This is a genomic window from Pseudidiomarina gelatinasegens, assembly GCF_004025325.1.
In the GTDB taxonomy this organism is placed as follows: Bacteria; Pseudomonadota; Gammaproteobacteria; order Enterobacterales; family Alteromonadaceae; genus Pseudidiomarina; species Pseudidiomarina gelatinasegens.
In genome coordinates this window covers 362,592-383,897 of the sequence record NZ_RSFE01000001.1, presented here as the reverse complement: position 1 = coordinate 383,897, position 21,306 = coordinate 362,592, and the positions used below count along the sequence as shown (strand labels likewise).

Below are 21,306 nucleotides of genomic sequence, written 5' to 3'. Positions count from 1 at the left end.
TTTATACCGTGAGGTCTTTTTCAGTGAAGCGGTATTCGGTTTGGCAATACTCGCAGTTCATAACCACCGCACCTTCTTCACGCAAAATGTCCTGCAATTCTTCCGGTGAAACCGAAGCCAATGCTTCCATGGTGCCTTCACGCGAACAACCGCATTTAAAGGTAACCGGCTGGGGCGGGTACACTTCCACGTGCTCTTCGTGATACAAACGGTGCAACACCTGCGCGCCCGGCAATTTAAATAGCTCGGCTGCGGTCATGGTGCTGGTTAAGTGCTCCAAATGCTCAAAAGCTTCCAACGTGGTGCCTTGTGCGGGCATTACCTGCAACATCATGCCGGCCGCGTGTTCGCCGTCGGCAAACAACCAAATGCGCGTACGCAACTGCTCAGACTGCATAAAGTAGTCTTCAATTACTTTGGAAATACTGTCGGCATCGGCACTGACCACGCCTTGATAACGCTCGCCGACTTCAGGGGTTAAGGTAATTACCAGTACCGCCTTGGCGCCCATAAGGGTGCGCAAGTCATTCAGGTCGTCGGGAATCTCCGAGCGTACCCGTGCAATACCGCGCAGTTCTTGGTGATGCGAACCGTTCACCGCAATAAAGTTAACCGGGCCATCGCCTTGAATTTGAATTGAAATACGGCCTTCAAACTTTAACGTGGCGGTCAGCAACGAGGTGGCCGCCATTAATTCTCCCAGCAAGCGCTGAACTGGTGCCGGGTAATTGTGTCCTAGAATCATGCGCTGATAGCTGGTGCTCAATTGCACCAATTCGCCGCGCACATCTTGCTCAAGAAACGTGTAGCGTAATAATTGGTCGGTTGGATAATTCGTTACTGGTTTGGTCATGGTGTTTGGGCGTCTGTCATACTTGTGTAAAAATTTGGCTGCATTATACCAGAATCCTCGAATTTGATCTGTTCACTTGTGTATAGTAAGGCTAGAATGACCAAAAGACGCAAATGTCACATAATTATAACGAAAGCGTAGTAGTTACCCATGCAGATACAGAACACGCACGTCAATGCACTGGTTACCGCGGTCTGTGCGGTTGCCGCAGTGTGGATTGGCGCGCAATTAACTTGGCAGATCATTACGCCAACGGCAGACGTCCAATCCGGCCCGCTTAAAGTGACCGCTGATAGCGGCAAGCAGGCGGTTTCGGCGCGCCCAATTATCGCCCTTGACCTATTTGGCGCAGCTGCCAATGCTCCCCAAGTGGCATCTTCGAATGCTCCGAAAACCTCACTCAATATTCGCTTACTTGGTGTATCCGCCTCGAACGTACCCGAGCGCTCTGCTGCAATCATTGAACGCAGTGGCAAGCAGGAAGTCTACGTGGTGGGTGATAACCTTGAAGGCACCCAAGTTAAGATTAAAGAAATGTACGCCGATCGCGTTATTTTAGATAACAACGGGCGTATAGAAACGCTTGAACTGGAAGGCATTGGCGAGCTAAGCGAAGGCTTGTCGCTGACCATGGCCAATTCAACCGGCCGTAACAGCGTGCGCACCAGTTCGCGCGCGGTTGTGTCAGACACCATCACCGATGTGGTGCGCAGCAATGATATCAACGCCGAAAGCTTGCTCGAGTTTATCCAAATAACGCCAGTGCGCGGCGGCAATGGCATCAAAGGCTACAGCTTGCGCGCCGGCAGCAACCCAGAATTATTCCGCCAAGCCGGCTTCCGAGATGGCGATTTGGCGGTGGCAATTAACGGCCAGGATTTAACCAATATTAGTACCGCAATGAAGGTTACGGGCGAACTCGCCACCATGACCGAAGCCACGGTTACCGTGATGCGCGGCAATGAATATATCGACTTGCGTCTGGATATTCGTGATTTACCGGCTGATGTAGCAAAGCCGGCGAACGAAACCAAGCAAGACCAAGGGAATTAAGGGAACAGTTATGCGAAAAACCTCACTCGCAATTGCCATCGCAGTAGGCGCAGCACTTGCCGGATCGCTCCATGATGCGAGCGCGCAACAATCACGCCAGGCGGCGCAGCAGCAACGCCAGCAAGATGCAGAAGCACCGGTTGAATACGCGGCCAGCTTCAAAAACACCGACATCACGGAGTTTATTCAAGTGGTTGGCCGTAATTTAGGCCGTACCATGATTATCGACCCCGATGTGCGCGGCCGCATTGACGTGCGTAGCTACGATGTCATGACCGAAGACCAATACTGGCAGTTCTTTTTGAACGTGTTGGACGTGTACGGTTTTGCCACCATCGAAATGGAATCGGGCGTGATTAAAGTCATGCGCGACAAAGACGCCCGCAACGGCGCCATTCCTGTGGTTGATGACAACGCTTTAGGCGGCGATACCCTGATTACCCGCGTGGTTCCAGTTTCTAATGTGAGCGTGCGCGAACTAGCGCCATTGCTACGGTTGCTCAACGACCAAAGTGGCGGCGGCAACGTGGTCAGCTATGACCCGTCGAATGTGATCATGATCACCGGCCGCAGCGAAACTGTGCAGCGTTTAGTTGAAATCATCGAGCGGGTTGACCGTGCCGGTAACCAAGACGTAAACGTGATTAAACTTGAGTACGCATCAGCAGCAGAAGTTGTGCGCATTGCGCTTAGCTTGTTTCAAAAAGCCAACGATGGCACTCCAGATTTATTGATTCCGAAAATTGTTGCTGACGAGCGCACCAATAGCGTGGTCGTGAGCGGTGAGCCGCGCGCGCGCGAACGCGTGGTCACCCTGATTAACCAGCTTGACCAAGACTTAAAATCAGAAGGCAACACGCGGGTTTATTACCTCAAGTACGCCAAAGCCGCAGAATTAGTTGAAGTGCTGCAAGGCGTTAGCCAAAGCTTACAAGCGGAAAAAGAATCCGCCGCAACGGGCGCAGGTACCTCTGCAGCCGCGCGTCGTTCGAGCTCTTCAAGCGGTGAAATTTCGATTAGTGCGCACGATGCGTCGAACTCGCTGGTAATTACCGCGCAGCCGGATTTGCTCTCGAGCCTGGAAAGCGTGATTCGCCAGTTGGATATTCGTCGCGCACAAGTGCATGTTGAAGCCATCATTGTTGAGATCATGGAAGGCGACGGCGTTGATTTTGGCCTGCAATGGATTAGTGAAGATGGCGGCATGGTGCAATACAACAACGGTCGCCAAGCGCCGATCGGTCAAGTTGCAGCAGGTGCGTATTTGGCGCGTGAACAGCCAGGCCGCGAAACCACTACCGTGGTCGATGGCAACTTGGTAACCACCACCGAGCCGCCGCGCCCGGGCGACGTATCGTTGTTGGCGCAAGTGCTACAGAACGTGAACGGCATGATGGTTGGTGTGGTTAAAAATGACTGGGGCGCCATTTTGCAAGCCGTCACCACCAATACCAACTCAAATATTTTGGCGACGCCGTCAATTATGACCGTCGATAACGAAGAAGCGTCGTTTTTGGTGGGGCAATCAGTGCCGACTATAACCGGTTCCACCACCGGCTCGAACAACGACAACCCATTCCAAACCGTGCAACGTGAAGATGTGGGTATCAAACTCAAAGTGACGCCGCAAATTAACGAAGGCAGTGGCGTGCAATTGGTGATTGAGCAGGAAGTTTCCAGCATCAGCGGTGCAACCTCGGTGGATATCACCATCAACAAACGCGAGCTGAAAACTGTGGTGATGGCTGATGACGGTGAAACCATCGTGCTAGGCGGCTTAATTGACGAAGACGTACAAGAATCGGAATCGAAAGTACCGATTTTGGGCGACATTCCATTTTTAGGCCATCTGTTTAAGAGCACATCAACGTCGCGTCAAAAACGTAATTTGATGGTGTTTTTACGTCCAACGATTGTGCGTGATGGCGCAACGGCAACGCAAATATCCTCACGTAAATATAACTATATGCGTGCGGAGCAAATTAAAGCAGACGAAGAAGGCATTTCATTGATGCCATTGACCGACCAGCCGGTATTGCCAGAGTGGGATGGGCCGCTGACCTTGCCACCTTCGTTTGAAAAATATATGGACGAAGATAAAAAGGGCAGTGGCAATGACTGATATCGCGAATGTGGCCGCGCAAGTGGCACCGCGACGGTTGCCATTTGCTTTTGCCAAACGCCATGGCGTGGTGGTGGCATTTGCCAACACGCCGGCTGCAGGCGAAGCCGCCACGCAAGCCATCGTGCATGCGCGCCAGGGCGTTACTCCACAAACCTTGTCTGAAGTGCGACGGGTGCTGGGTGCGTCATTCATCCTGCAGGAACATGTCGCGGATGAATTTGAAGCCATTTTAACCCAGGCCTATCAACGCGATTCGTCTGAAGCCAAACAGCTGATGGAAGACATCGGCAACGAAAGTAACTTATTTTCTCTGGCCGATGAGCTGCCGCAAACCGAAGACTTGCTCGAAAGTGAAGACGACGCGCCAATCATCAAACTGATCAACGCCATGTTGTCCGAAGCCATCAAAGAAGGCGCATCGGACATTCACATCGAAACCTTCGAAAAAGACCTGTTGGTGCGTTTTCGTATCGACGGCGTGTTGCGTGAAGTGATTCGCCCAAACCGCAAACTCAGCTCGCTGCTGGTGTCGCGGATAAAGGTTATGGCGCAGTTGGACATTGCTGAAAAACGTATTCCGCAAGACGGCCGCATCAGTTTGCTGATTGCTGGCCGCGCGGTGGATGTGCGGGTATCGACCATGCCATCCAGTCATGGCGAGCGCGTGGTATTGCGGTTGTTGGACAAAAACAACGCGCGCTTAAACCTTGAGCAGTTGGGTATGACCGAAGCCAACCGCAAAATTTTCTCGCAACTCATTAAAAAGCCGCACGGCATTATATTGGTAACTGGCCCCACAGGTTCCGGTAAATCCACCACCTTGTATGCGGGCTTGATGGAAATCAACTCGCGCGATCGCAACATTTTGACGGTCGAAGACCCCATCGAGTATTCCATTGAAGGCATCGGCCAAATGCAGGTGAACCCGAAAGTGGACATGACTTTTGCCCGCGGGCTGCGCGCTATTTTGCGGCAAGATCCCGATGTGGTCATGGTGGGTGAGATTCGTGACGTTGAAACCGCGCACATTGGCGTGCAGGCCTCGTTAACCGGGCACTTGGTGTTGTCGACCTTGCACACCAACACGGCTTCCGGTGCGATTACCCGTTTGGAAGACATGGGCGTAGAGCCGTTCTTATTATCGTCGTCGTTATTGGCGGTGTTGGCACAGCGCTTAGTGCGCACCTTGTGTGCCGACTGCAAAGAACCCTATGACGCCTCAGCCGAAGAGTTAGCCTACGTGGCCGACGGTGCTGTTGACGGTGGTGCCCGCTTGTACCGTGCAGTGGGCTGCGACAAGTGCAATCACAGTGGTTATCGCGGCCGAACCGGCATTCACGAAATGTTGGTGGTGGATGAAAAAATTCGCGAACTTATCCACAACGGCCACGGCGAACAAGCCATTGATAAATACGCCCGCAAAACCAATCCATCGATTCGTGATGACGGCTTGGCCAAAGTGATGGCTGGCGTCACCACCTTGGAAGAAGTATTGCGCGTAACGCGCGAGGAGTAAGCCGTGGCAGCCTATGCATTTCAAGCGCTAAACGCCAGCGGCCGCAAAAGCAAAGGCGTGATTGAAGCCGACACCGAACGTCAGGTGCGGGCGCAGTTGCGTGAGCAAGGCTTGATTCCGGTGCATGTTGAGCTGGCGGAGGAAACCCGAGGTTCGGGGGTCGGAGCCGGCTCCGGAGCTGGGACTGCACCCCTCCTCAAACGGCTGCAAACGCGCGGTGTCAGTGCCTCCGACTTAGCCTTGATCACGCGCCAGTTGGCAACCTTGGTGAGCGCGGCGTTGCCGATTGAACAGGCCTTGTTTGCGGTTTCGGAGCAAACCGATAAGCCGCGTCTGCAAAAGCTCATCATGGCCGTGCGCTCCAAGGTGGTTGAAGGCTATTCATTGGCCGAAGCCATGGCCGAGTATCCGCACGTGTTTGATAAATTATTTACCGCGATGGTGTCAGCGGGCGAGAAATCCGGTCATCTGGACGAAGTGCTAAATCGCTTGGCCGATTACACCGAGCAGCGCAACCGACTTAAAGGCCAGCTGGTGCAGGCCTTGGTGTATCCAACCATTCTCACGTTGGTGGCCATTGGCGTGATTATTTTCCTGCTGGTTAGCGTGGTGCCGCAGATTGTTGAGCAATTCAGCGGGCTGGATCAAACCTTGCCGCCAACCACCACCTTCTTGCTGGCTGTAAGTGAGTTCCTACAAAATTATGGCATTTATGCCTTGGTCGCAATTTTCCTGACCTTGATTATCGGGTCGCAGTTATTACGCAAACCCGAATGGCGCGATAAATTCGATGCCTGGGTGCTCAAAGTGCCTTTATTTGGGCGCGTGATTAAAGGCGTCAATACCGCGCGTTTCGCACGCACTTTAAGTATTTTGGCGGCGTCAGCGGTGCCATTACTTGAGGGATTGCGCATTACCGGCCGGGTATTAACCAATCGCGCCATGCAAATTGCCGTGGAAGCAGCTGCCGACCGTGTACGTGAAGGTTCGTCCTTACGTGCGGCGTTAGCGCAGACCAAATTATTCCCGCCAATGATGCTGCACATGATTGCCGCGGGTGAAAAATCGGGCGAGTTGGAGCAGTTGCTTGGGCGCGCCGCCGATAACCAAGACCGCGACTTCGAAACCACCATGAACGTGGCGCTGAAAATATTTGAGCCGGCCCTGATCGTTGTCATGGCTGGCGTTGTCTTACTCATTGTATTGGCCATCATTCAGCCAATACTCGCACTCAACCAGAGCGTTGGCTTGTAACGAGGAACTTTATGAAAAAGCAAACCGGATTTAGCTTAATCGAAGTGATGGTGGTTATCGCCATCTTGGGCTTGTTGGCATCATTGATTCTGCCAAACGTGCTGGGTTCAGCCGACCAAGCGAACCGCCAGAAAGCGCGTACCGATATCATCGCCTTGGAAAATGCCTTAGCGCAGTATCGTTTGGACAACAGCGTGTTTCCAACCACTGAGCAGGGCCTTGAAGCCTTAATCCAAGAGCCAAATGTTGACCCGCGCCCACGCAATTACCGTCGTGGCGGCTACATTCAGCGCTTGCCGGCCGACCCGTGGGGCAACGAATATTTGCTGCTTAGCCCAGGTGAATACGGCGACGTCGATATTTTTTCAGCGGGCCCTGATGGGCAAACCGGCACCGACGACGATATCGGCAACTGGAATATCGAGTAATTTGTGAATCGCGGTGTATCCAAAGGCTTCACCCTTGTTGAAGTAATGGTCACCATAGCGGTGATTGCCATGCTGGCAGTCACCGTCAGTTTTGTGGTGCCCGATAACCGCGATGACAACCTTGAAGAAGACGCCCGCGTACTCTATGAACGCATTAAATATGCCCGTGAATATGCCTTGGTGCGTAATGCCGTGCTGGGTTTGCGCATCGATCAAGGCAACAGCTACCGCTTTTTGCAATTCACCGACGGCCGTTGGCAAACCGTAAACCATCGTGGCCTGCGCCGCACCGAGCTGGATGAAACCGTGTTGCTGGACGTGCAGGCGGCTGACTTAGAGTTACTTGAGCAAGACGACACCGACATTAATGCGGTGTTTGATATTGAAGACGACGAACGTGATGCCGATGACTCACAAACGAAGAGCGAGCCCACACCCCAATTATTTATTTTTGGTAGCGGCGATCTGCCACCGTTTGAATTAACGCTGAGCGACACCGGTTTATTTGCCGATGGCGCGGGCGGCGCAAGCTGGACAATTACCAGCACCGACGGCATTGAAATTTCATTACAGCGAGAGCCATTGTGATGCGCGCGCGTGGCTTTACCTTAGTCGAAGTGATGTTTGCGCTCGGCATTTTTGCCTTGGCAGCTTTGGCGGCGGTGGCCTCAACCAGCCAGCATTTGCATAACCTGAACTACATGCAGGACAAATCCTTGGCGCAATACGCGGCATCGAACGCGTTAGCGCGGATCAGCCTGAATTATCCACCGAAAAATAACGCCAAAGGCACTGAAATTGTCGGTGACAAAGAATGGCACTGGCGCAGCGAAGTATTAGAAACCCAAACCAACGACGTGTTCTACGTAACCGTGCGGGTTTATGAGCAAGCGCCCGTTAGTGACAGCTCTGATTCTGGCTCGATGGTCACGCTAAGCCGTTACCTTGGGCCAAGCACGGACGGGGGCGGCACCGATGAGTAAGTTTGTGCGGCGCGAAGCGCGAGGCTTTACCCTGGTTGAAGTGCTGGTTACCGTGGTGATCATGGCCGTTATCGGGCTGGCCTCAGCGGCCGTGATTAACGCCATTATGCGCACCAGCGAGCAAAGCGAAAAAGCCATTGATCAGCTGCAAAAGTTGCAGTACGCCATGCTTATTTTAGAGCAAGACATTCGCCAAATTGTGCCGCGCGATAACCCCACAGGGTTGTACATTTTTGCCGAAGAAGGCCGGTTAGGCTTTGTGCGCTCGGGCTGGTTTAATCCACAAGGTTTATTCCCACGCAGCGAATTGCAGCCGGTGGCTTACATTTTGCGCGACGGCAACCTGGTGCGTGAGCATTTTACCTTTGTGGATGTGAGCGAATCCAGTGAGCCCTTTAGCCGCGTTGTGCTGGAAGATGTGGATGGGTTTGAGGTTGAGTTTTTGCGCGCCGGCGCTGATAAAGAGGGGCGTGCAGTCCCAGCTCCGGAGCAGGCACTGACCCCCACCTCATTACCGCCTGGCATCGAGATAACGCTCGATACCCAACGCTGGGGGCGCATCACGCGTGTGTTTTTGATTAACGGGGGCAGCTATGAATAACTGTGCTGCCCGTACTAAACAGCGCGGCGTCGCGCTGCTAATGGTATTGCTGGTTGTGGCTTTAGTGTCGGTAATGGCAGTAACGCTAAGTGGGCGCTTACAAACCAGCGTGCTGCGCACCGGTAATTTGCAGCAAGCCGAGCAGGCTTATTGGTACTGGCTGAGCGCCGAAGAAATCGTCACCGAGCTATTACGAACCGAACTCAGCGAAAGCGACAACGTCGCGCACCAACAACAAATGTGGTACCAGCAAAGTGAGAGTGGCAACCTCTATCCGGTTGATGGTGGCGCCATTCAAGGCAAAATCAAAGATTTGCACAGCTGCTTTAATTTGAACTCATTGCGCGTCGACGACCGCGACGAATCGGGCAGCAGCAACACTGGCAGCAACGCTGGCACTGATGCCGACGCAGATGCAGAGGAGGGGGGCAGTCCCAGCTCCGGAGCAGGGACTGCACCCCACCTGATACGGGAGCGGCGCAAGGCTCAGCTGCGCATGCTAATGCTTGCAAGCAATGATTCACTGGAGCCGTACGCGGCCGATGTGATTGTCGATGCGCTCGCGGATTGGTTGGATGACGACGACACCATTGACGGCAGTTATGGCGCTGAGTCGGTTGATTATCAAAGTTTGCAGTTCCCATACAGCGCGGCCAATAACTGGCTGATTCACGTCAGCGAATTGCGCCTTATTCGGGGTGTGAGCGCGAAGATATATCAACGGATTAAGCCGTACGTGTGTGTTATTCCGCGGGACAACACCTTGCAAATAAACCTCAATACGGTGGACGATGATCAGCCGGAGCTATTGCACGCGGTAACGCTTGGCGCGATGTCGATGGACGACGCCAGTAATTTTTTAAGTAGCCGCCGCGCCGAGGGCTATGAAAGCATGGACGATGCACGCAATAATGGTGCACTTAACGACGCTGCGACGCGTGGGCCACGACCGAATCTCGGCGGTGGCGTAAAGCCAAACGGCGTGAGTGCGGAAACCATTGGTGGCGTGCTTGACGATTTGGACGTGAAAAGTAAATACTTCCAGTTGAACGCAAAAATTGGTTACGGCGACCTTGTGATGGCTGCCGAAAGCCAGTTTTTAATCACCAGCGAAACAGCAAAGGTGCTGTATCGCGGTGCAGGAGAACCTTAAATCATGGAACAATTATTCATTCGTTTGAGCTCGCAACCGCATGAGCCGCTGCACTGGCTGATTTGGAGCCCGGTGCAAGAAGAACTTATTGCCAGCGGCACGCTCAACGATTTGTCCGAGCTAAGCCAATTGAGCGATCATGCGCGCAGCCGTGAGGTGATTTGTTTCGCGCCGGGCACCGACGTGCTGATCACTGCCGTTGAGTTGCCCAATAGCGCGATGCGCATGTTGTCGCAAGTAATCCCCAATGCGCTGGAAGACGAGTTGGCGCAAGACATCAGTGAATTGCATTTTGCCTGGCCGCCGGTGAAAAAGAGCGGCACAGGTTTATCGCTGCACGTTGCCGTGGTCGCGCACGAAGCCATGACCAAGTGGCTGCAAGCGCTGGATGCCGCTGACATCGAGTGCGATGAAATGTATCCGGATATCTTCATGGTTCCGGCTCCGCAGGAGGGGGGTGCAGTCCCTGCTCCGGAGCAGGGACTGCACCCCACCTCGCTCACGCTCGGCGAAACCGTCATCATCCGCACCGGCCAATACAGTGGCTTTAGCACGGACATCGCGCTGTTGCCGGTTATGGCTGAAGGCATGCAACTGCAGGCCGTTGAGCAGATGGACATTGAGGTGCCGCTGAGCATCGTGGCAACCACTTACAACGCGCGCAAATCCCAGCCAGAAATGATTAACCTACGGCAGCATCAGTATCGGGTACAGCGTAAGAAGCGCAAGGGCGCATCTAATGTGGGCGCTTACAAACCGGCTGCGATAGCTGCTGCGGTGTTATTGGCTGTCGGTTACAGCTCGCAGGTAGTTGAATATGTGCAGTTAGGGGAGCAAAGCGCGCAGCTTGAACAAGCCATTGAGCAAACCTACCGCGATACCTTCCCGAATGAAAAGCGCATTGTTAACGTGCGCTCGCAGTTGAACCGTCACCTTGAAAGCCTTGGCGTTGAGGGTGTCACCGCGTCGCCACTGGAGTTGTTGGCCCATCTGGAACCGGCGTTTAAAGCGAACCGCGATGTACGCCTTGAGATGCTGCGCTTCGAAAATGAAACCTTACGTATGCAAGTAAAAGCCAATAGTTTCGGTAGCTTAGAGAATTTCCGCAAAGTGGCGAACGAAGGCGGGCAGGTGACTGTTGAGCAGGGCCCTGTGAATAACCAGTCGGGAGCCGTTAGCGGCGCTTTGACCGTGAAGAAGGACGTATAATGGCCAATTTGCTGCAACAACTTATCCACCGTGTGCCCGGGCTTGAAGCACGCGTGAATCAAATGAACCAACGCGAAAAGGTGTTGGTGAGCACTGCCGCCGTATTGCTGGTCATCACGCTGGCGTACTTCCTGCTGTGGAAGCCAGTTACCGACGGTATCGCCGAGCGTGAAACCAAAATCAATGCCCAGCAAGAACTGCTGCAATGGGTGCGTGAAAATACCGGCCGCTACCTCGCGCAAAGCGGAAGTGGGGTGCAGTCCCAGCTCCGCACCCCCACCTCAAGCATGGGTGGCAGCGTCAGCGAGCGGGTGACAACCTTGGCAAGCGCCGCAAAAATTGAAGTAACGCGCATGCAGCCGCAGTCCGACAGCCTGTTGGTGGTCATCGACCAAGTTGGCTTTAATACCTTGCTGCAATTTATCGAAAGTCTACAAACCGAAGCGGGCCTCACCATTGAGCACCTCGACGCCACTGAAGGCGGCGAACCAGGTATGGTGCGCGTGCGCCGACTGCAGGTGAGCGAATGATGTCGTGGCGTTGGTTACTGTGGTTGATTCCACTTTATCTTGTTGCGCTGGTCGCGCTCACTCCCGCCGCCGTTATTAAGTGGGGTGCAGTCCCGGGACTGCACCCCACCTCAACGCAGGGCACGCTATGGCATGGTAAGACATCCATGAGTGCCGAATTGCCAACCGGTGGAACGTTAAACTTGCAGGATGTCAGCTGGCGCTTAAGCCCTTGGCAGTTATTCTTAGGGCAAGCCGATATCGCACTGCAAATTCCGTCGACAAATTACATCCACGGCAGCGCGACCATCAACGCCAGTGCATCAAAAGCGACGATTACCGCGAACTTGCAAGGCGCGATGCAACCGGCGATCCAACAGCTCAAATTACCCGTACCCATCACCATGGCCGGCAATTGGGAATTGGCAGTCGCTGATTATCAACTGTCTGATTATCAAAGCGGAAAAATCTGTGATAGCCTGGATGCACGCTTTAATGCGCGCACCACAGAAATGCGCATCAACCAGCAATGGCATGCGCTGGGCGATTACGTTTCGACGCTCAGCTGCAACGAGCAAAACGGTATTGCCGTGAAAGTTGACGATAATAATTTGGTTGGGCTACGCTTAAACGCACAAGTGAATGGGCGCATCGATTCGCCGCAAGTAAGCCTAACAGGCAGTATGCAGCCAACCTTGCAAACACCGAAACCCATCACAGATTTGTTAGTGTTTCTCGGCAAGCCAGACGCCCAAGGCCGCTATAATTTTAAATGGTAAAAAGGAGTACACATGGAACAGGTCATGACATGGATTAGCGAGAACCAAGAGTTGATTCTCAGCTACACCGTAAAATTCATTGTCGCAATCATCATCTTGATTGTGGGTAAAATAGTTGCGAATTCAGTTGCTCGAATAATGGGCAAAGGCATGGAAAAACGCGGCACCGATAAAGCCGTGATCAGTTTCCTTGGCGCCATCGTGCGCTCAGTGATTTTCATCGCCGCGGTGCTCATGGCATTGTCGCAAGTGGGGGTTGAAACCACCTCGTTTATCGCCATCTTGGGTGCAGCCGGCTTAGCTATTGGCTTGTCGCTGCAGGGCTCACTGTCGAACATGGCCTCAGGCGTATTAATTATCCTGTTCCGCCCATTCCGCGCCGGTGAATACGTCGACGCAGGCGGTGTGTCAGGAACCGTGGAAGAAGTGAATATATTCCAAACCATCCTGAAAACGCCTGACAACAAAGTGGTGTTTGTGCCAAACGCGCAAATTACCAGCCAGCCCATCACCAACTACAACCGCGAAGACACGCGCCGCGTCGATTTGCTGATTGGTGTGTCGTATGACGCAGACCTGCACAAAACCAAAGAAGTGCTGGAAAACGTGTTGAAAGCCGAAAGCCGTCTGTTAAAAGACCCTGCCTGGAATATTCAAGTGCATGCATTAAACAGCTCATCGGTAGATTTCATAGTACGCCCCTGGGTGAACAGCACCGACTATTGGCCCGTGTACTGGGATCTGATGCGCGAAATTAAAATCGCATTAGACAAAAACGAAATTGGTATTCCATATCCACAAATGGATGTGCATTTACACAAGCAAGATTAGACACCGCACGTAAATAAAGAGCAAAAGAGGGTGCAGTCCTAGGACTGCACCCCACTTATAGGTCTATACTGTGGATAGGAACTCCACAGAAGGACTACAAGAATGAAAACAATATTTAAAATTTCTGCCATCGCCGCAGTAATGGCTACTGCAATGGGTACCACCGCCGCGAATGCGCAACAGGCTCCAAGCTTCGATAAGCTTGGTGTTAGCTACATTAGCTATGATCTTGATGGAGAAACCCTCAACGGCGCAGGCGCGCACTTGAATATGTCCATCAACCCGGAGTGGTTCTTCAGCGCTGAGTACATCTATGCCAGCGACGATTACAATGCAGGCGGTTTTTCGGTAGATGCGGAATCTGCCAGCCTGTACGGCAACATCGGCTATAAGTTCTACAACATGGGCAACACCGTAGGCTACGTGGCCGGCGGCCTGGTGTATAACGACGCCGAAGTGCGCTCGTCAGGTTTTGGTAACTACAGCGAAGACGATACCGGTTGGAACGCACAGATTGGCTTACGTTCGCGTTTAACCAACGACATTGAAGTGGACGCGAACGTGCGCCACGTCGACATTTACGATGGCAGCGATCAAGAGTGGACTGTTGCCGGTCGTTACTTTATCACCCAAGAGTTCAGCTTGGGCGCTGGTTACACGTTAATTGACAGTGATAACAGTTATATGGCTTTAACTGGTAGCTTCCACTTTTAAACAAATTAGCTTACAAAAATCACCTTTACAGCCTTATAACAAGCTGTTAAATTTACAAATGATCACCCACATAGATGTGGGGTGATTGGCCAATCAAAGTATGGAAGAGGTATATTATGAAAACATTAACAGCATTATTTGCTGCAGCAGTGATGGCGCTTGCGCCAGCCGCTATTGCACAAGACGCTGGTTCTGCTGGTGGTAGCAGCGCATCTGGTTCAGGTGCAGCGTATACTACTGGTGCTATGGTAGCTGCTGGTGTAGCTGCTGCGGCAGTATTAGTTGTTGCAACTGACGACGACGACGACTTCGTAGAGCCAACGCCTCCAGGTCCAGGTCCGGGTCCAGGCCCAGGTACTGGTACGCAAACCAGCACCACTACTGGCACTAACTAAGTTAGAGCTAGCTAGAGATGCCAAAGCCGTGGGAGCAATCCCGCGGCTTTTTTATTTTGAACAGGCAACAAATATGCTACTATTCGTGGCACACAACCAGCATACAAAAATAACGAAAACAACAACGAAGCGGAAGCATGACAACCCAGCGCAAGCCATCCCAAATGCTCAAACAAGCAGCCATTATCGCTTTACTAGTCACCACCGCTAGCGGATGCAGTGTGCGTGTAAAAAACTACGTAGAAATTGCCCAACGTGCGTTCGAAACGCCGGATGACGTAAGCCTGAGCGTGCAAGAAATTAAAGATTATCCGTATGCCGCCCAATATATTCGTGTAGACGATCGTCCACGCGCACTCATGGCGCTGGCTTTTGATGACGACAACGTACTCAAGTGGCGTACCGGAGGCGACGAAATCATCCACACCCGGCATGGCCGTTTTATTGGTAGTGTGAACATCAGTGGCGCCATCGCACACACCGATAACCTAAACGCTGATCCGCTTGCCTGCCTGAAGCGCAACCTACAAGAACCCAGCCAGTGCCCAACCACATGGCAGCGTAAAGTGTGGATAACCAGCGCCACCGAGAAAAACTTAAAAGATTCAGTGCTAACCTACAGCAGCGAATTTGCCGTGCTTGGCACCGAGCAGTGGACCCATCCAGACACCACCGAGCTCACCGTATACAAAATTGAAGAAACCAGCGAGCTGTTCACTAACACCTTCTATCTTGAACAAAACACCGGGCGCACCGTGAAGTCACGTCAATTTGTGGCGCCAAGCACCGGCTATGTTGAAATTGAAGAAGTGAAACCCTACGCGAATGACTTGAAGGCAGTGAACGAATGAACCAACGCCGTTTTATCAAGGCCGCAAACACGCTGAGCACGCTCGTGATTGCCGCCGTGCTCGCCACCAGCGCTAGTGCCAATGCACAAGAGTCAGCCCAAGAGCCAAGCCAGCAACAACCAAGCCAGCAACAAAAAGTCGCCATCAAAATTGAAGGCCCCGCGCAAAAGAAGCAACTTGAGTTTTTAGGCACCCCGCGCCTGCACCAAGTGTATGAACAAGCACAAATCAGTCAAACCGAAATATTTTGGCCCGGCGTGCGGCTCGTTAGTGCTAACATGCAAAACCAAATCATGCAGCAGCAGCGCGAACTCACTCAGCAACTGTATCAGCTGCAAGCGCATTTTCGCGACAATGACGAACACAATTACGCGCAGCTTGCTGGCCGTGTCGCCGTGCAAGTGGCGAATTGGCCGCTTATTGGCGCCGAGCCTATCGGGCGTGGCCACGTTGAGGAAGGCCCGAAGAGCATCACCTTTGGCGTTGATATCAACAAAAAGAGCGCACTAACCAGCAGCTACGACGAAGCGCGCTTGTTTCTAAATGCTAACCCAGCGCTCACTGCCGACCGCTATCAATTGCTGCTACCGAGCATCAAGCAGCACCAGTTTGAGCACCTGCAAATTATTGGTGCCGTGTGGGTGCCGTTTGCAATGACCTATCATCCGGATTTCACCGCGCGTGAAACCGCCGTTGCCGAAAAACTCAAGCAGCGCTTTGAAGCCATTACGCTGCAAGAAAAAGTGGTGCAAATCACCGCCGCCGGTGACGTACAAACCCTGTACATTGACCCACACAATGCCTACCAGCAAGAATTTTCTGCCGGTGCAAAAGTTGTTGCCCTGTTTGATACCAGCAAGCTGCCAAGCCGCTACAAACATATCAACGAGCAAATGATTGAGCTGGCGCGCTACTGGAGCCCCATGCAGCCGCAAATAAGCCAGCAGGAGCATTTCACCACCTTGAGTCAATACATAAAAGATAAACAGGAACCGCCCATGTTATGGCTGGGTGAATTGCATAAACGCCAACAGCCAAGCACCAATGACTTCGGTAGCTGGGGCTTATTGCAAATGCCAAGTGGCCGTCATGCCGATGTGGGCGAATTCGCATTCACCTATTTTGATTCCGAGGAATACCGCCGCTGGGCCATTAACCTGCAGGTGTTTCCATGGCTAGAAGCCACGCTGCGCTATAACGACATTCGCACCCGTCGCTACAGCCCATATGAGAGCTTTTCGGGCGATCAAACCTATAAAGATCGTGGCGTAGATTTCAAATTCCGTCTGACTGAAGAGTCGCGCTGGGTACCTGAAACCAGTGTGGGTATCCGCGATTTAGCCGGTACCGGTTTGTTTGCCGGTGAATATGTCGCCGCGAGCAAGCGCTTCGGTAACTTTGACTTCACTGCCGGTATCGGTTGGGGTTATTTAGGCAAGAACGGCAACATCAACAACCCGTTTTGTGAACTCGCCGATGAGTTTTGCCGTCGTGAAGGCGGTTTTTCAGGCCGAGGTGGCACATTTGAAGTCGATAAATGGTTTAAAGGCCGGGCTGCTTGGTTCGGTGGTCTGGAATATCAAACACCGTGGGACCCACTGACCGTAAAAGTAGAATACGACAGCAACAACTACATTCGTGAGCCTTCAACCGTTCCCATGCCGCAAGACTCACGTTGGAACTACGGGCTTGAGTATGATCTTGGCCGTAATATGAGCCTGAAGTTCAGCTACGAGCGTGGCAACACCTTCATGTTCGGTTTCACCATTCGCACCAATTTTGATCAAATGACGCAGCCAAAGCTGGACACACCACCGCGCGAACCCCAACCAACCAAGGTTGCCAGCATTGAAGAGCTCAAGCAGCAAGAACAAATGAATCAGCTGCGCAGTGCCATCAGTCAAGAAGCCAGCACTTGGGTTAGCGAAATTGCGTTAAACGAAGAAGACAAAACCTTAACTTTATACGGTGGCCAAAACCGTTACCGTGACAGCGAAATAGCGCTTGAGCGCTTAGGCCGTGTGTTGGCCTCGGAAACTCCAGAAAGCATTGAAACCTACCAGTTCGTGACCGTGTCAGGTAACACCGAATTGGCACAGGACAACATTGATGCCGAAATTTTCAAAGATGCGATAGCGCGTCGCACCATTAACGCGACCACGCAGCAAGCCTATAGCCGCAGCGAAGTCACCGACGCCCCGGGTGAAACCCTATATGGCAGCGAATTTAAATTTGCTAAATTACCGACCATGAGCGTCAAGCCTTATATAAATCAAAGCTTTGGCGGGCCCGAGGCATTTTATATGTACCAGGTAGGGCTAGACGTGCGCGCCCATTACGCCTTAAGCAAGAATACCTTTGCGTATACCACTGTTAGCGGACGTATTCTCGATAACTACGACAAGTTTAACTACCTTGGTGGTAGAGAAGAAGGTCCGCTGCCGCGGGTGCGTACCTATGTGCGTGAATACGTGACCAGCTCCGACATCTACTTGCGCAACCTGATTATTGGCCATCAAGAACAGCTGAGCAAAGACCTGTTTGCCTTCGGTTACGTGGGTTACCAAGAAGAAATGTTTGGCGGCTTTGGTGGCGAGTTATTGTATCGTGAACTCGACAGCAATTGGGCCGTTGGCGTAGACGTGAACTATGCCCGTCAGCGCGACTGGGAAAATCATTTTGGCTTCCGTGATTATGACGTAATAACCGGACACGTAACCGGCTATTGGCGTCCGAACTTCTTCCCGAACACCTTGTTAACCGTGGCGGCGGGCCAGTTTCTGGCCGGCGACCGTGGTGTGCAAGTGGCGTTTGAACATAAATTCGAAAGTGGCATTATCGCCGGTGCTTATGCCGCGAAGACTAATGTGTCGTCAGAAGAATACGGCGAAGGAAGCTTCACCAAAGGCTTTTATATCAGTATTCCGTTTGATCTAATTCAATTGCGTCACAGTGCAGGCCGAGGCAGTATCGGCTGGAGCCCGCTAACGCGTGATGGCGGCCAAATGCTAGGCCGCGAATTTAGCTTGTTCGGCGCGACGGATAAGCGTAGTCCGTACTATGTGGATTAAGAGAATGTCGACTAAAGAGGGAATTTAAGCATGGCTAAAGTCGTAATAGCCGGAACCGGATATGTCGGGTTATCGAACGCGGTGTTGCTAGCGCAGCACCACGAAGTGACCGCTGTAGACATTCAGCAAAGCCGCGTGGATGCCGTAAACGGCAAACGAAGCCCAATTGAAGATAAGGAAATCGCGGACTTTCTAGCCAATAAACGCTTAAACCTGACGGCAACCACTGATCCGCAAGCTTACGCAAGCGCGGAGTGGGTGATTATTGCCACGCCAACCGATTACGACGCCAAGAATAACTACTTCAATACCAGTTCAGTTGAAGCCGTAATTGAAACCGTGTTGGCGCATAATCCACAGGCCGTGATGGTGATTAAATCGACCATTCCAGTGGGCTACACCAACGAATTAAAAGCTAAATTCAAAACTGACAATATTATATTCTCACCGGAATTCCTGCGCGAAGGTAAAGCGCTGTACGACAACCTATACCCGTCGCGCATTATTGTGGGTGAACGCTCACCACGCGCTGAAACCTTCGCGCAAATGCTGCAGCAAGGCGCCATCAAAAAAGACGTTAATGTACTCTTTACTGACGCAACCGAAGCCGAGGCTATTAAATTGTTCGCCAATACCTTCTTGGCCATGCGCGTGGCTTACTTTAATGAGCTGGATACCTATTCCGCAGTGCATGGCTTAGACAGTCGTCAGGTTATTGAAGGCGTGTGCTTAGACCCACGCATAGGCAACCACTATAATAACCCCAGCTTTGGCTATGGCGGCTACTGCCTGCCCAAAGACACCAAACAGTTACTGGCGAATTACGACGAAGTACCGCAGAATATGATTCGTGCCGTGGTGGATGCCAACCGCACGCGCAAAGACTTTATTGCCGAAGACATACTGCGTCGCAATCCGAAGGTGGTGGGTATATACCGCCTAGTGATGAAACAAGGTTCGGACAACTTCCGTGCCTCGGCCGTTCAAGGCATTATGAAACGCCTGAAAGCCAAAGGGATTGAGGTAGTGGTGTATGAGCCAGTATTGAAAGAAGAAACATTTTTTCACTCGAGAGTTATAAAGGATTTAAATGAATTCAAAGAAGCATGTTGTTTAATCGTATCAAATAGATTAACAGTCGATCTTCATGATGTAGCGGACCGCGTTTATACACGTGACTTGTTTGGTTCTGATTAATGCCCTTTTAAAAATTGGTATTTGGACATATTTATGATGGAGTTGGTGCAATGGTAAATAATTCTCCAGCAAATAATTTCTATTGCATAGAGACGGACCTTTTAAACCTTGATTTTAGTTTTCAAGGTTTAACCCAAAAGCAACTAAACGAGCTTGCGGAGCGCAGGCTTCCCGAAAATTTTGAGCTGCTACGTAAAGAACTTCTTGCAGGTGAGTTTGACAACAAAACCGAAGGTCGAAAAGTAAGCCACTGTTTGAACCGAAGTATTCACAACGTGGTGAAAGCTGGTAATGGAAAAAACCGGTTCACTGAGATTGTGCGAGAGTTACGCAGTGGTCAGTGGCTCGGTACTACAGGTAAAGTCATTACTGATGTGGTAAATATTGGCGTTGGTGGCAGTGACCTTGGCCCCATGATGGGCTCATTCGCCTTGAAAGAATTTGCCGACGATAACAGCCTGCACACGCTGCACACACATTTTGTGAGCTCAATGGACGGGGGGCAGCTTTATGCCGTGCTCCCGATTCTGAACCCCGAAACCACGGTATTTATTATCGCGAGTAAAAGCTTTGGCACAATTGATACGCTCGCCAATGTCAACACCGTAAAAGCTTGGTTAGAACCAAAATTAACTGAACACCAATGGCTAGAACGGCATGTGATTGGTGTGAGCGCCAACAGTCAGGGCATGACTGATTTTGGGATTCCACCAGCGCAACAATTGAGCTTCGCTGATTCGGTTGGCGGGCGCTATAGTTTGTGGTCGGCTATTGGTTTACCGATAGCGTTAACCATTGGAGCAAACCAATTCAGTAAAATGTTAGAAGGTGCGAAGGCCATGGATGACCATTTTTCCAAGGCTCCATTTCTTGAAAATATTCCTATGTTATTGGCCCTTATTGGGATTTATAACCGCGAAGTGCGTGGTATAAATAACCTAGCTATTTTGCCCTATGATGGCCGTTTGCGTTATCTCCCAAGTTATATGCAACAACTTGATATGGAAAGTAATGGCAAACAAGCTACGCATGATAATCAGCCGCTAAACGCGCCGACAGGGCCTATTATTTGGGGGGGCTACGGGCCAAATGGTCAACATGCATTTTTCCAGCATCTGCACCAAGGCTGGGATCACTTTACTGCAGACTTCATTGCGGTATTACACAGACAAGCGCCGAATTTTAGCAGCGATGTGCAACGCGCATTGCGCGAACAACAACGTTTATCTGTGAGTAATTGCTTAGCCCATAGAAAACTTATGTGGGAAGGTGCTCAAAGTTCGGGCGACCCTCGCAACGCCTATATAGGAGGTCATCCAACCAACTTGTTGTATGTCGATGAGCTAACCCCACAAAGCTTTGGCGCACTAATTGCTGCTTATGAACACAAAGTGTTTACGCAGGGAGTTATTTGGGGAATCAATAGCTTTGACCAGCCAGGTGTTGAAAAAGGCAAAAAGTGCGCAGTCGATATTCTTGATGTTATTGATGGAAACCGCAGCATGGTGTTTGATCCCAGCACTAATAATATAATTAAACGCATGTGATCGGTCAGCAGTTGCAGCCTTCACGGTAGGAGCAATCTACGCCGAGACAAGCGGGGTGTTAGTGAAGAGGCATTTTGTTTCTCGGTTATCTGGTTGTACAGTTACCCGAGGGATTAGAAAACATACATAAAATTAAAAATACTTTAGGTGTACTTCACTTACTACGATTTGGTCATAAACTTACCGAAGTGAATGACTAGTTTATCGTTGAAATGCAACAATTAAATACGCAACAGA

Annotated in this window: 20 protein-coding genes; 19 read left to right on the top strand and 1 reads right to left on the bottom strand. The window is 51.6% G+C overall.

Features of this window, described 5'->3' with window-relative positions; genetic code table 11:
- Nucleotide 1: 1 nt before the first annotated feature.
- Nucleotides 2–853, bottom strand: a complete 852-nt coding sequence (gene hslO / locus EGC76_RS01815; protein WP_128351302.1) for an Hsp33 family molecular chaperone HslO — start codon at nt 851–853, stop codon at nt 2–4.
- A gap of 150 nt (nt 854–1,003) precedes the next feature.
- Here hslO and gspC point away from each other — a divergent pair, with 150 nt between their 5' ends.
- The 19 genes from gspC to pgi all read left to right on the top strand — a co-directional run bounded on the left by gspC (nt 1,004) and on the right by pgi (nt 21,069).
- Nucleotides 1,004–1,906 (top strand): type II secretion system protein GspC, encoded by a 903-nt coding sequence (gene gspC / locus EGC76_RS01810; RefSeq protein WP_128351301.1) that lies wholly within the window; start codon nt 1,004–1,006, stop codon nt 1,904–1,906.
- Nucleotides 1,907–1,916: 10 nt separating this feature from the next.
- Nucleotides 1,917–4,028, top strand: coding sequence for a type II secretion system secretin GspD (gene gspD, locus EGC76_RS01805; RefSeq protein WP_128351300.1), 2,112 nt, complete (start codon nt 1,917–1,919; stop codon nt 4,026–4,028).
- Nucleotides 4,021–5,547, top strand: coding sequence for a type II secretion system ATPase GspE (gene gspE, locus EGC76_RS01800; RefSeq protein WP_128351299.1), 1,527 nt, complete (start codon nt 4,021–4,023; stop codon nt 5,545–5,547). The genes gspD and gspE overlap by 8 nt, the downstream gene beginning before the upstream one ends.
- 3 nt (nt 5,548–5,550) lie before the next feature.
- Nucleotides 5,551–6,801, top strand: a complete 1,251-nt coding sequence (gspF, locus tag EGC76_RS01795; RefSeq protein ID WP_128351298.1) for a type II secretion system inner membrane protein GspF — start codon at nt 5,551–5,553, stop codon at nt 6,799–6,801.
- Between the two features lie 11 nt (nt 6,802–6,812).
- Complete coding sequence (gspG, locus tag EGC76_RS01790) at nt 6,813–7,229, top strand: type II secretion system major pseudopilin GspG (protein ID WP_128351297.1); 417 nt, start codon at nt 6,813–6,815, stop codon at nt 7,227–7,229.
- A gap of 3 nt (nt 7,230–7,232) precedes the next feature.
- Complete coding sequence (locus EGC76_RS01785; RefSeq protein WP_128351296.1) at nt 7,233–7,817, top strand: GspH/FimT family pseudopilin; 585 nt, start codon at nt 7,233–7,235, stop codon at nt 7,815–7,817.
- Nucleotides 7,817–8,212 carry a type II secretion system minor pseudopilin GspI gene (gspI, locus tag EGC76_RS01780; RefSeq protein WP_246013873.1) on the top strand — a complete coding sequence of 132 codons (396 nt, stop codon included), beginning with the start codon at nt 7,817–7,819 and terminating at the stop codon, nt 8,210–8,212. The genes EGC76_RS01785 and gspI overlap by 1 nt, the downstream gene beginning before the upstream one ends.
- A complete protein-coding gene (gene gspJ / locus EGC76_RS01775) occupies nt 8,205–8,813 on the top strand; it encodes a type II secretion system minor pseudopilin GspJ (RefSeq protein ID WP_128351294.1) in 609 nt (202 codons plus the stop codon). Before gspI ends, gspJ begins: the two co-directional genes overlap by 8 nt.
- Nucleotides 8,806–9,966: a type II secretion system minor pseudopilin GspK gene (gene gspK, locus EGC76_RS01770; protein WP_128351293.1), complete on the top strand. Its 1,161-nt coding sequence runs from the start codon at nt 8,806–8,808 to the stop codon at nt 9,964–9,966. Before gspJ ends, gspK begins: the two co-directional genes overlap by 8 nt.
- Nucleotides 9,967–9,969: 3 nt before the next feature.
- A complete protein-coding gene (gene gspL / locus EGC76_RS01765) occupies nt 9,970–11,175 on the top strand; it encodes a type II secretion system protein GspL (RefSeq protein ID WP_128351292.1) in 1,206 nt (401 codons plus the stop codon).
- Nucleotides 11,175–11,705 (top strand): type II secretion system protein GspM, encoded by a 531-nt coding sequence (gene gspM / locus EGC76_RS01760; RefSeq protein ID WP_128351291.1) that lies wholly within the window; start codon nt 11,175–11,177, stop codon nt 11,703–11,705. Before gspL ends, gspM begins: the two co-directional genes overlap by 1 nt.
- Nucleotides 11,702–12,463, top strand: coding sequence for a type II secretion system protein N (locus EGC76_RS01755; protein WP_128351290.1), 762 nt, complete (start codon nt 11,702–11,704; stop codon nt 12,461–12,463). Before gspM ends, EGC76_RS01755 begins: the two co-directional genes overlap by 4 nt.
- A 12-nt stretch (nt 12,464–12,475) precedes the next feature.
- On the top strand, nt 12,476–13,294 hold the full coding sequence (locus EGC76_RS01750; RefSeq protein WP_128351289.1) for a mechanosensitive ion channel domain-containing protein: 819 nt from the start codon (nt 12,476–12,478) through the stop codon (nt 13,292–13,294).
- Nucleotides 13,295–13,396: 102 nt separating this feature from the next.
- Complete coding sequence (locus EGC76_RS01745; RefSeq protein WP_128351288.1) at nt 13,397–14,008, top strand: porin family protein; 612 nt, start codon at nt 13,397–13,399, stop codon at nt 14,006–14,008.
- Nucleotides 14,009–14,124: 116 nt separating this feature from the next.
- A complete protein-coding gene (locus tag EGC76_RS01740) occupies nt 14,125–14,403 on the top strand; it encodes a hypothetical protein (protein WP_128351287.1) in 279 nt (92 codons plus the stop codon).
- A 137-nt stretch (nt 14,404–14,540) separates the two neighbouring features.
- On the top strand, nt 14,541–15,254 hold the full coding sequence (locus tag EGC76_RS01735; protein WP_128351286.1) for a YjbF family lipoprotein: 714 nt from the start codon (nt 14,541–14,543) through the stop codon (nt 15,252–15,254).
- Complete coding sequence (locus EGC76_RS01730) at nt 15,251–18,325, top strand: YjbH domain-containing protein (protein ID WP_128351285.1); 3,075 nt, start codon at nt 15,251–15,253, stop codon at nt 18,323–18,325. The genes EGC76_RS01735 and EGC76_RS01730 overlap by 4 nt, the downstream gene beginning before the upstream one ends.
- Nucleotides 18,326–18,355: 30 nt before the next feature.
- Nucleotides 18,356–19,522, top strand: a complete 1,167-nt coding sequence (locus EGC76_RS01725; protein WP_128351284.1) for a nucleotide sugar dehydrogenase — start codon at nt 18,356–18,358, stop codon at nt 19,520–19,522.
- Between the two features lie 50 nt (nt 19,523–19,572).
- A complete protein-coding gene (gene pgi, locus EGC76_RS01720; protein ID WP_128351283.1) occupies nt 19,573–21,069 on the top strand; it encodes a glucose-6-phosphate isomerase in 1,497 nt (498 codons plus the stop codon).
- Nucleotides 21,070–21,306: the final 237 nt, after the last annotated feature.

Coding starts and splice junctions, on each gene's coding strand:
- EGC76_RS01740 (WP_128351287.1), top strand. CDS start 14,125: ATGAAAACATTAACAGCATTATTTGCTGCAGCAGTGATGGCGCTTGCG.
- gspJ (WP_128351294.1), top strand. CDS start 8,205: ATGAGTAAGTTTGTGCGGCGCGAAGCGCGAGGCTTTACCCTGGTTGAA.
- gspI (WP_246013873.1), top strand. CDS start 7,817: ATGCGCGCGCGTGGCTTTACCTTAGTCGAAGTGATGTTTGCGCTCGGC.
- EGC76_RS01750 (WP_128351289.1), top strand. CDS start 12,476: ATGGAACAGGTCATGACATGGATTAGCGAGAACCAAGAGTTGATTCTC.
- EGC76_RS01745 (WP_128351288.1), top strand. CDS start 13,397: ATGAAAACAATATTTAAAATTTCTGCCATCGCCGCAGTAATGGCTACT.
- EGC76_RS01730 (WP_128351285.1), top strand. CDS start 15,251: ATGAACCAACGCCGTTTTATCAAGGCCGCAAACACGCTGAGCACGCTC.
- hslO (WP_128351302.1), bottom strand. CDS start 853: ATGACCAAACCAGTAACGAATTATCCAACCGACCAATTATTACGCTAC.
- EGC76_RS01755 (WP_128351290.1), top strand. CDS start 11,702: ATGATGTCGTGGCGTTGGTTACTGTGGTTGATTCCACTTTATCTTGTT.
- gspD (WP_128351300.1), top strand. CDS start 1,917: ATGCGAAAAACCTCACTCGCAATTGCCATCGCAGTAGGCGCAGCACTT.
- pgi (WP_128351283.1), top strand. CDS start 19,573: ATGGTAAATAATTCTCCAGCAAATAATTTCTATTGCATAGAGACGGAC.
- gspE (WP_128351299.1), top strand. CDS start 4,021: ATGACTGATATCGCGAATGTGGCCGCGCAAGTGGCACCGCGACGGTTG.
- gspL (WP_128351292.1), top strand. CDS start 9,970: ATGGAACAATTATTCATTCGTTTGAGCTCGCAACCGCATGAGCCGCTG.
- gspM (WP_128351291.1), top strand. CDS start 11,175: ATGGCCAATTTGCTGCAACAACTTATCCACCGTGTGCCCGGGCTTGAA.
- EGC76_RS01735 (WP_128351286.1), top strand. CDS start 14,541: ATGACAACCCAGCGCAAGCCATCCCAAATGCTCAAACAAGCAGCCATT.
- gspC (WP_128351301.1), top strand. CDS start 1,004: ATGCAGATACAGAACACGCACGTCAATGCACTGGTTACCGCGGTCTGT.
- gspG (WP_128351297.1), top strand. CDS start 6,813: ATGAAAAAGCAAACCGGATTTAGCTTAATCGAAGTGATGGTGGTTATC.
- gspK (WP_128351293.1), top strand. CDS start 8,806: ATGAATAACTGTGCTGCCCGTACTAAACAGCGCGGCGTCGCGCTGCTA.
- EGC76_RS01725 (WP_128351284.1), top strand. CDS start 18,356: ATGGCTAAAGTCGTAATAGCCGGAACCGGATATGTCGGGTTATCGAAC.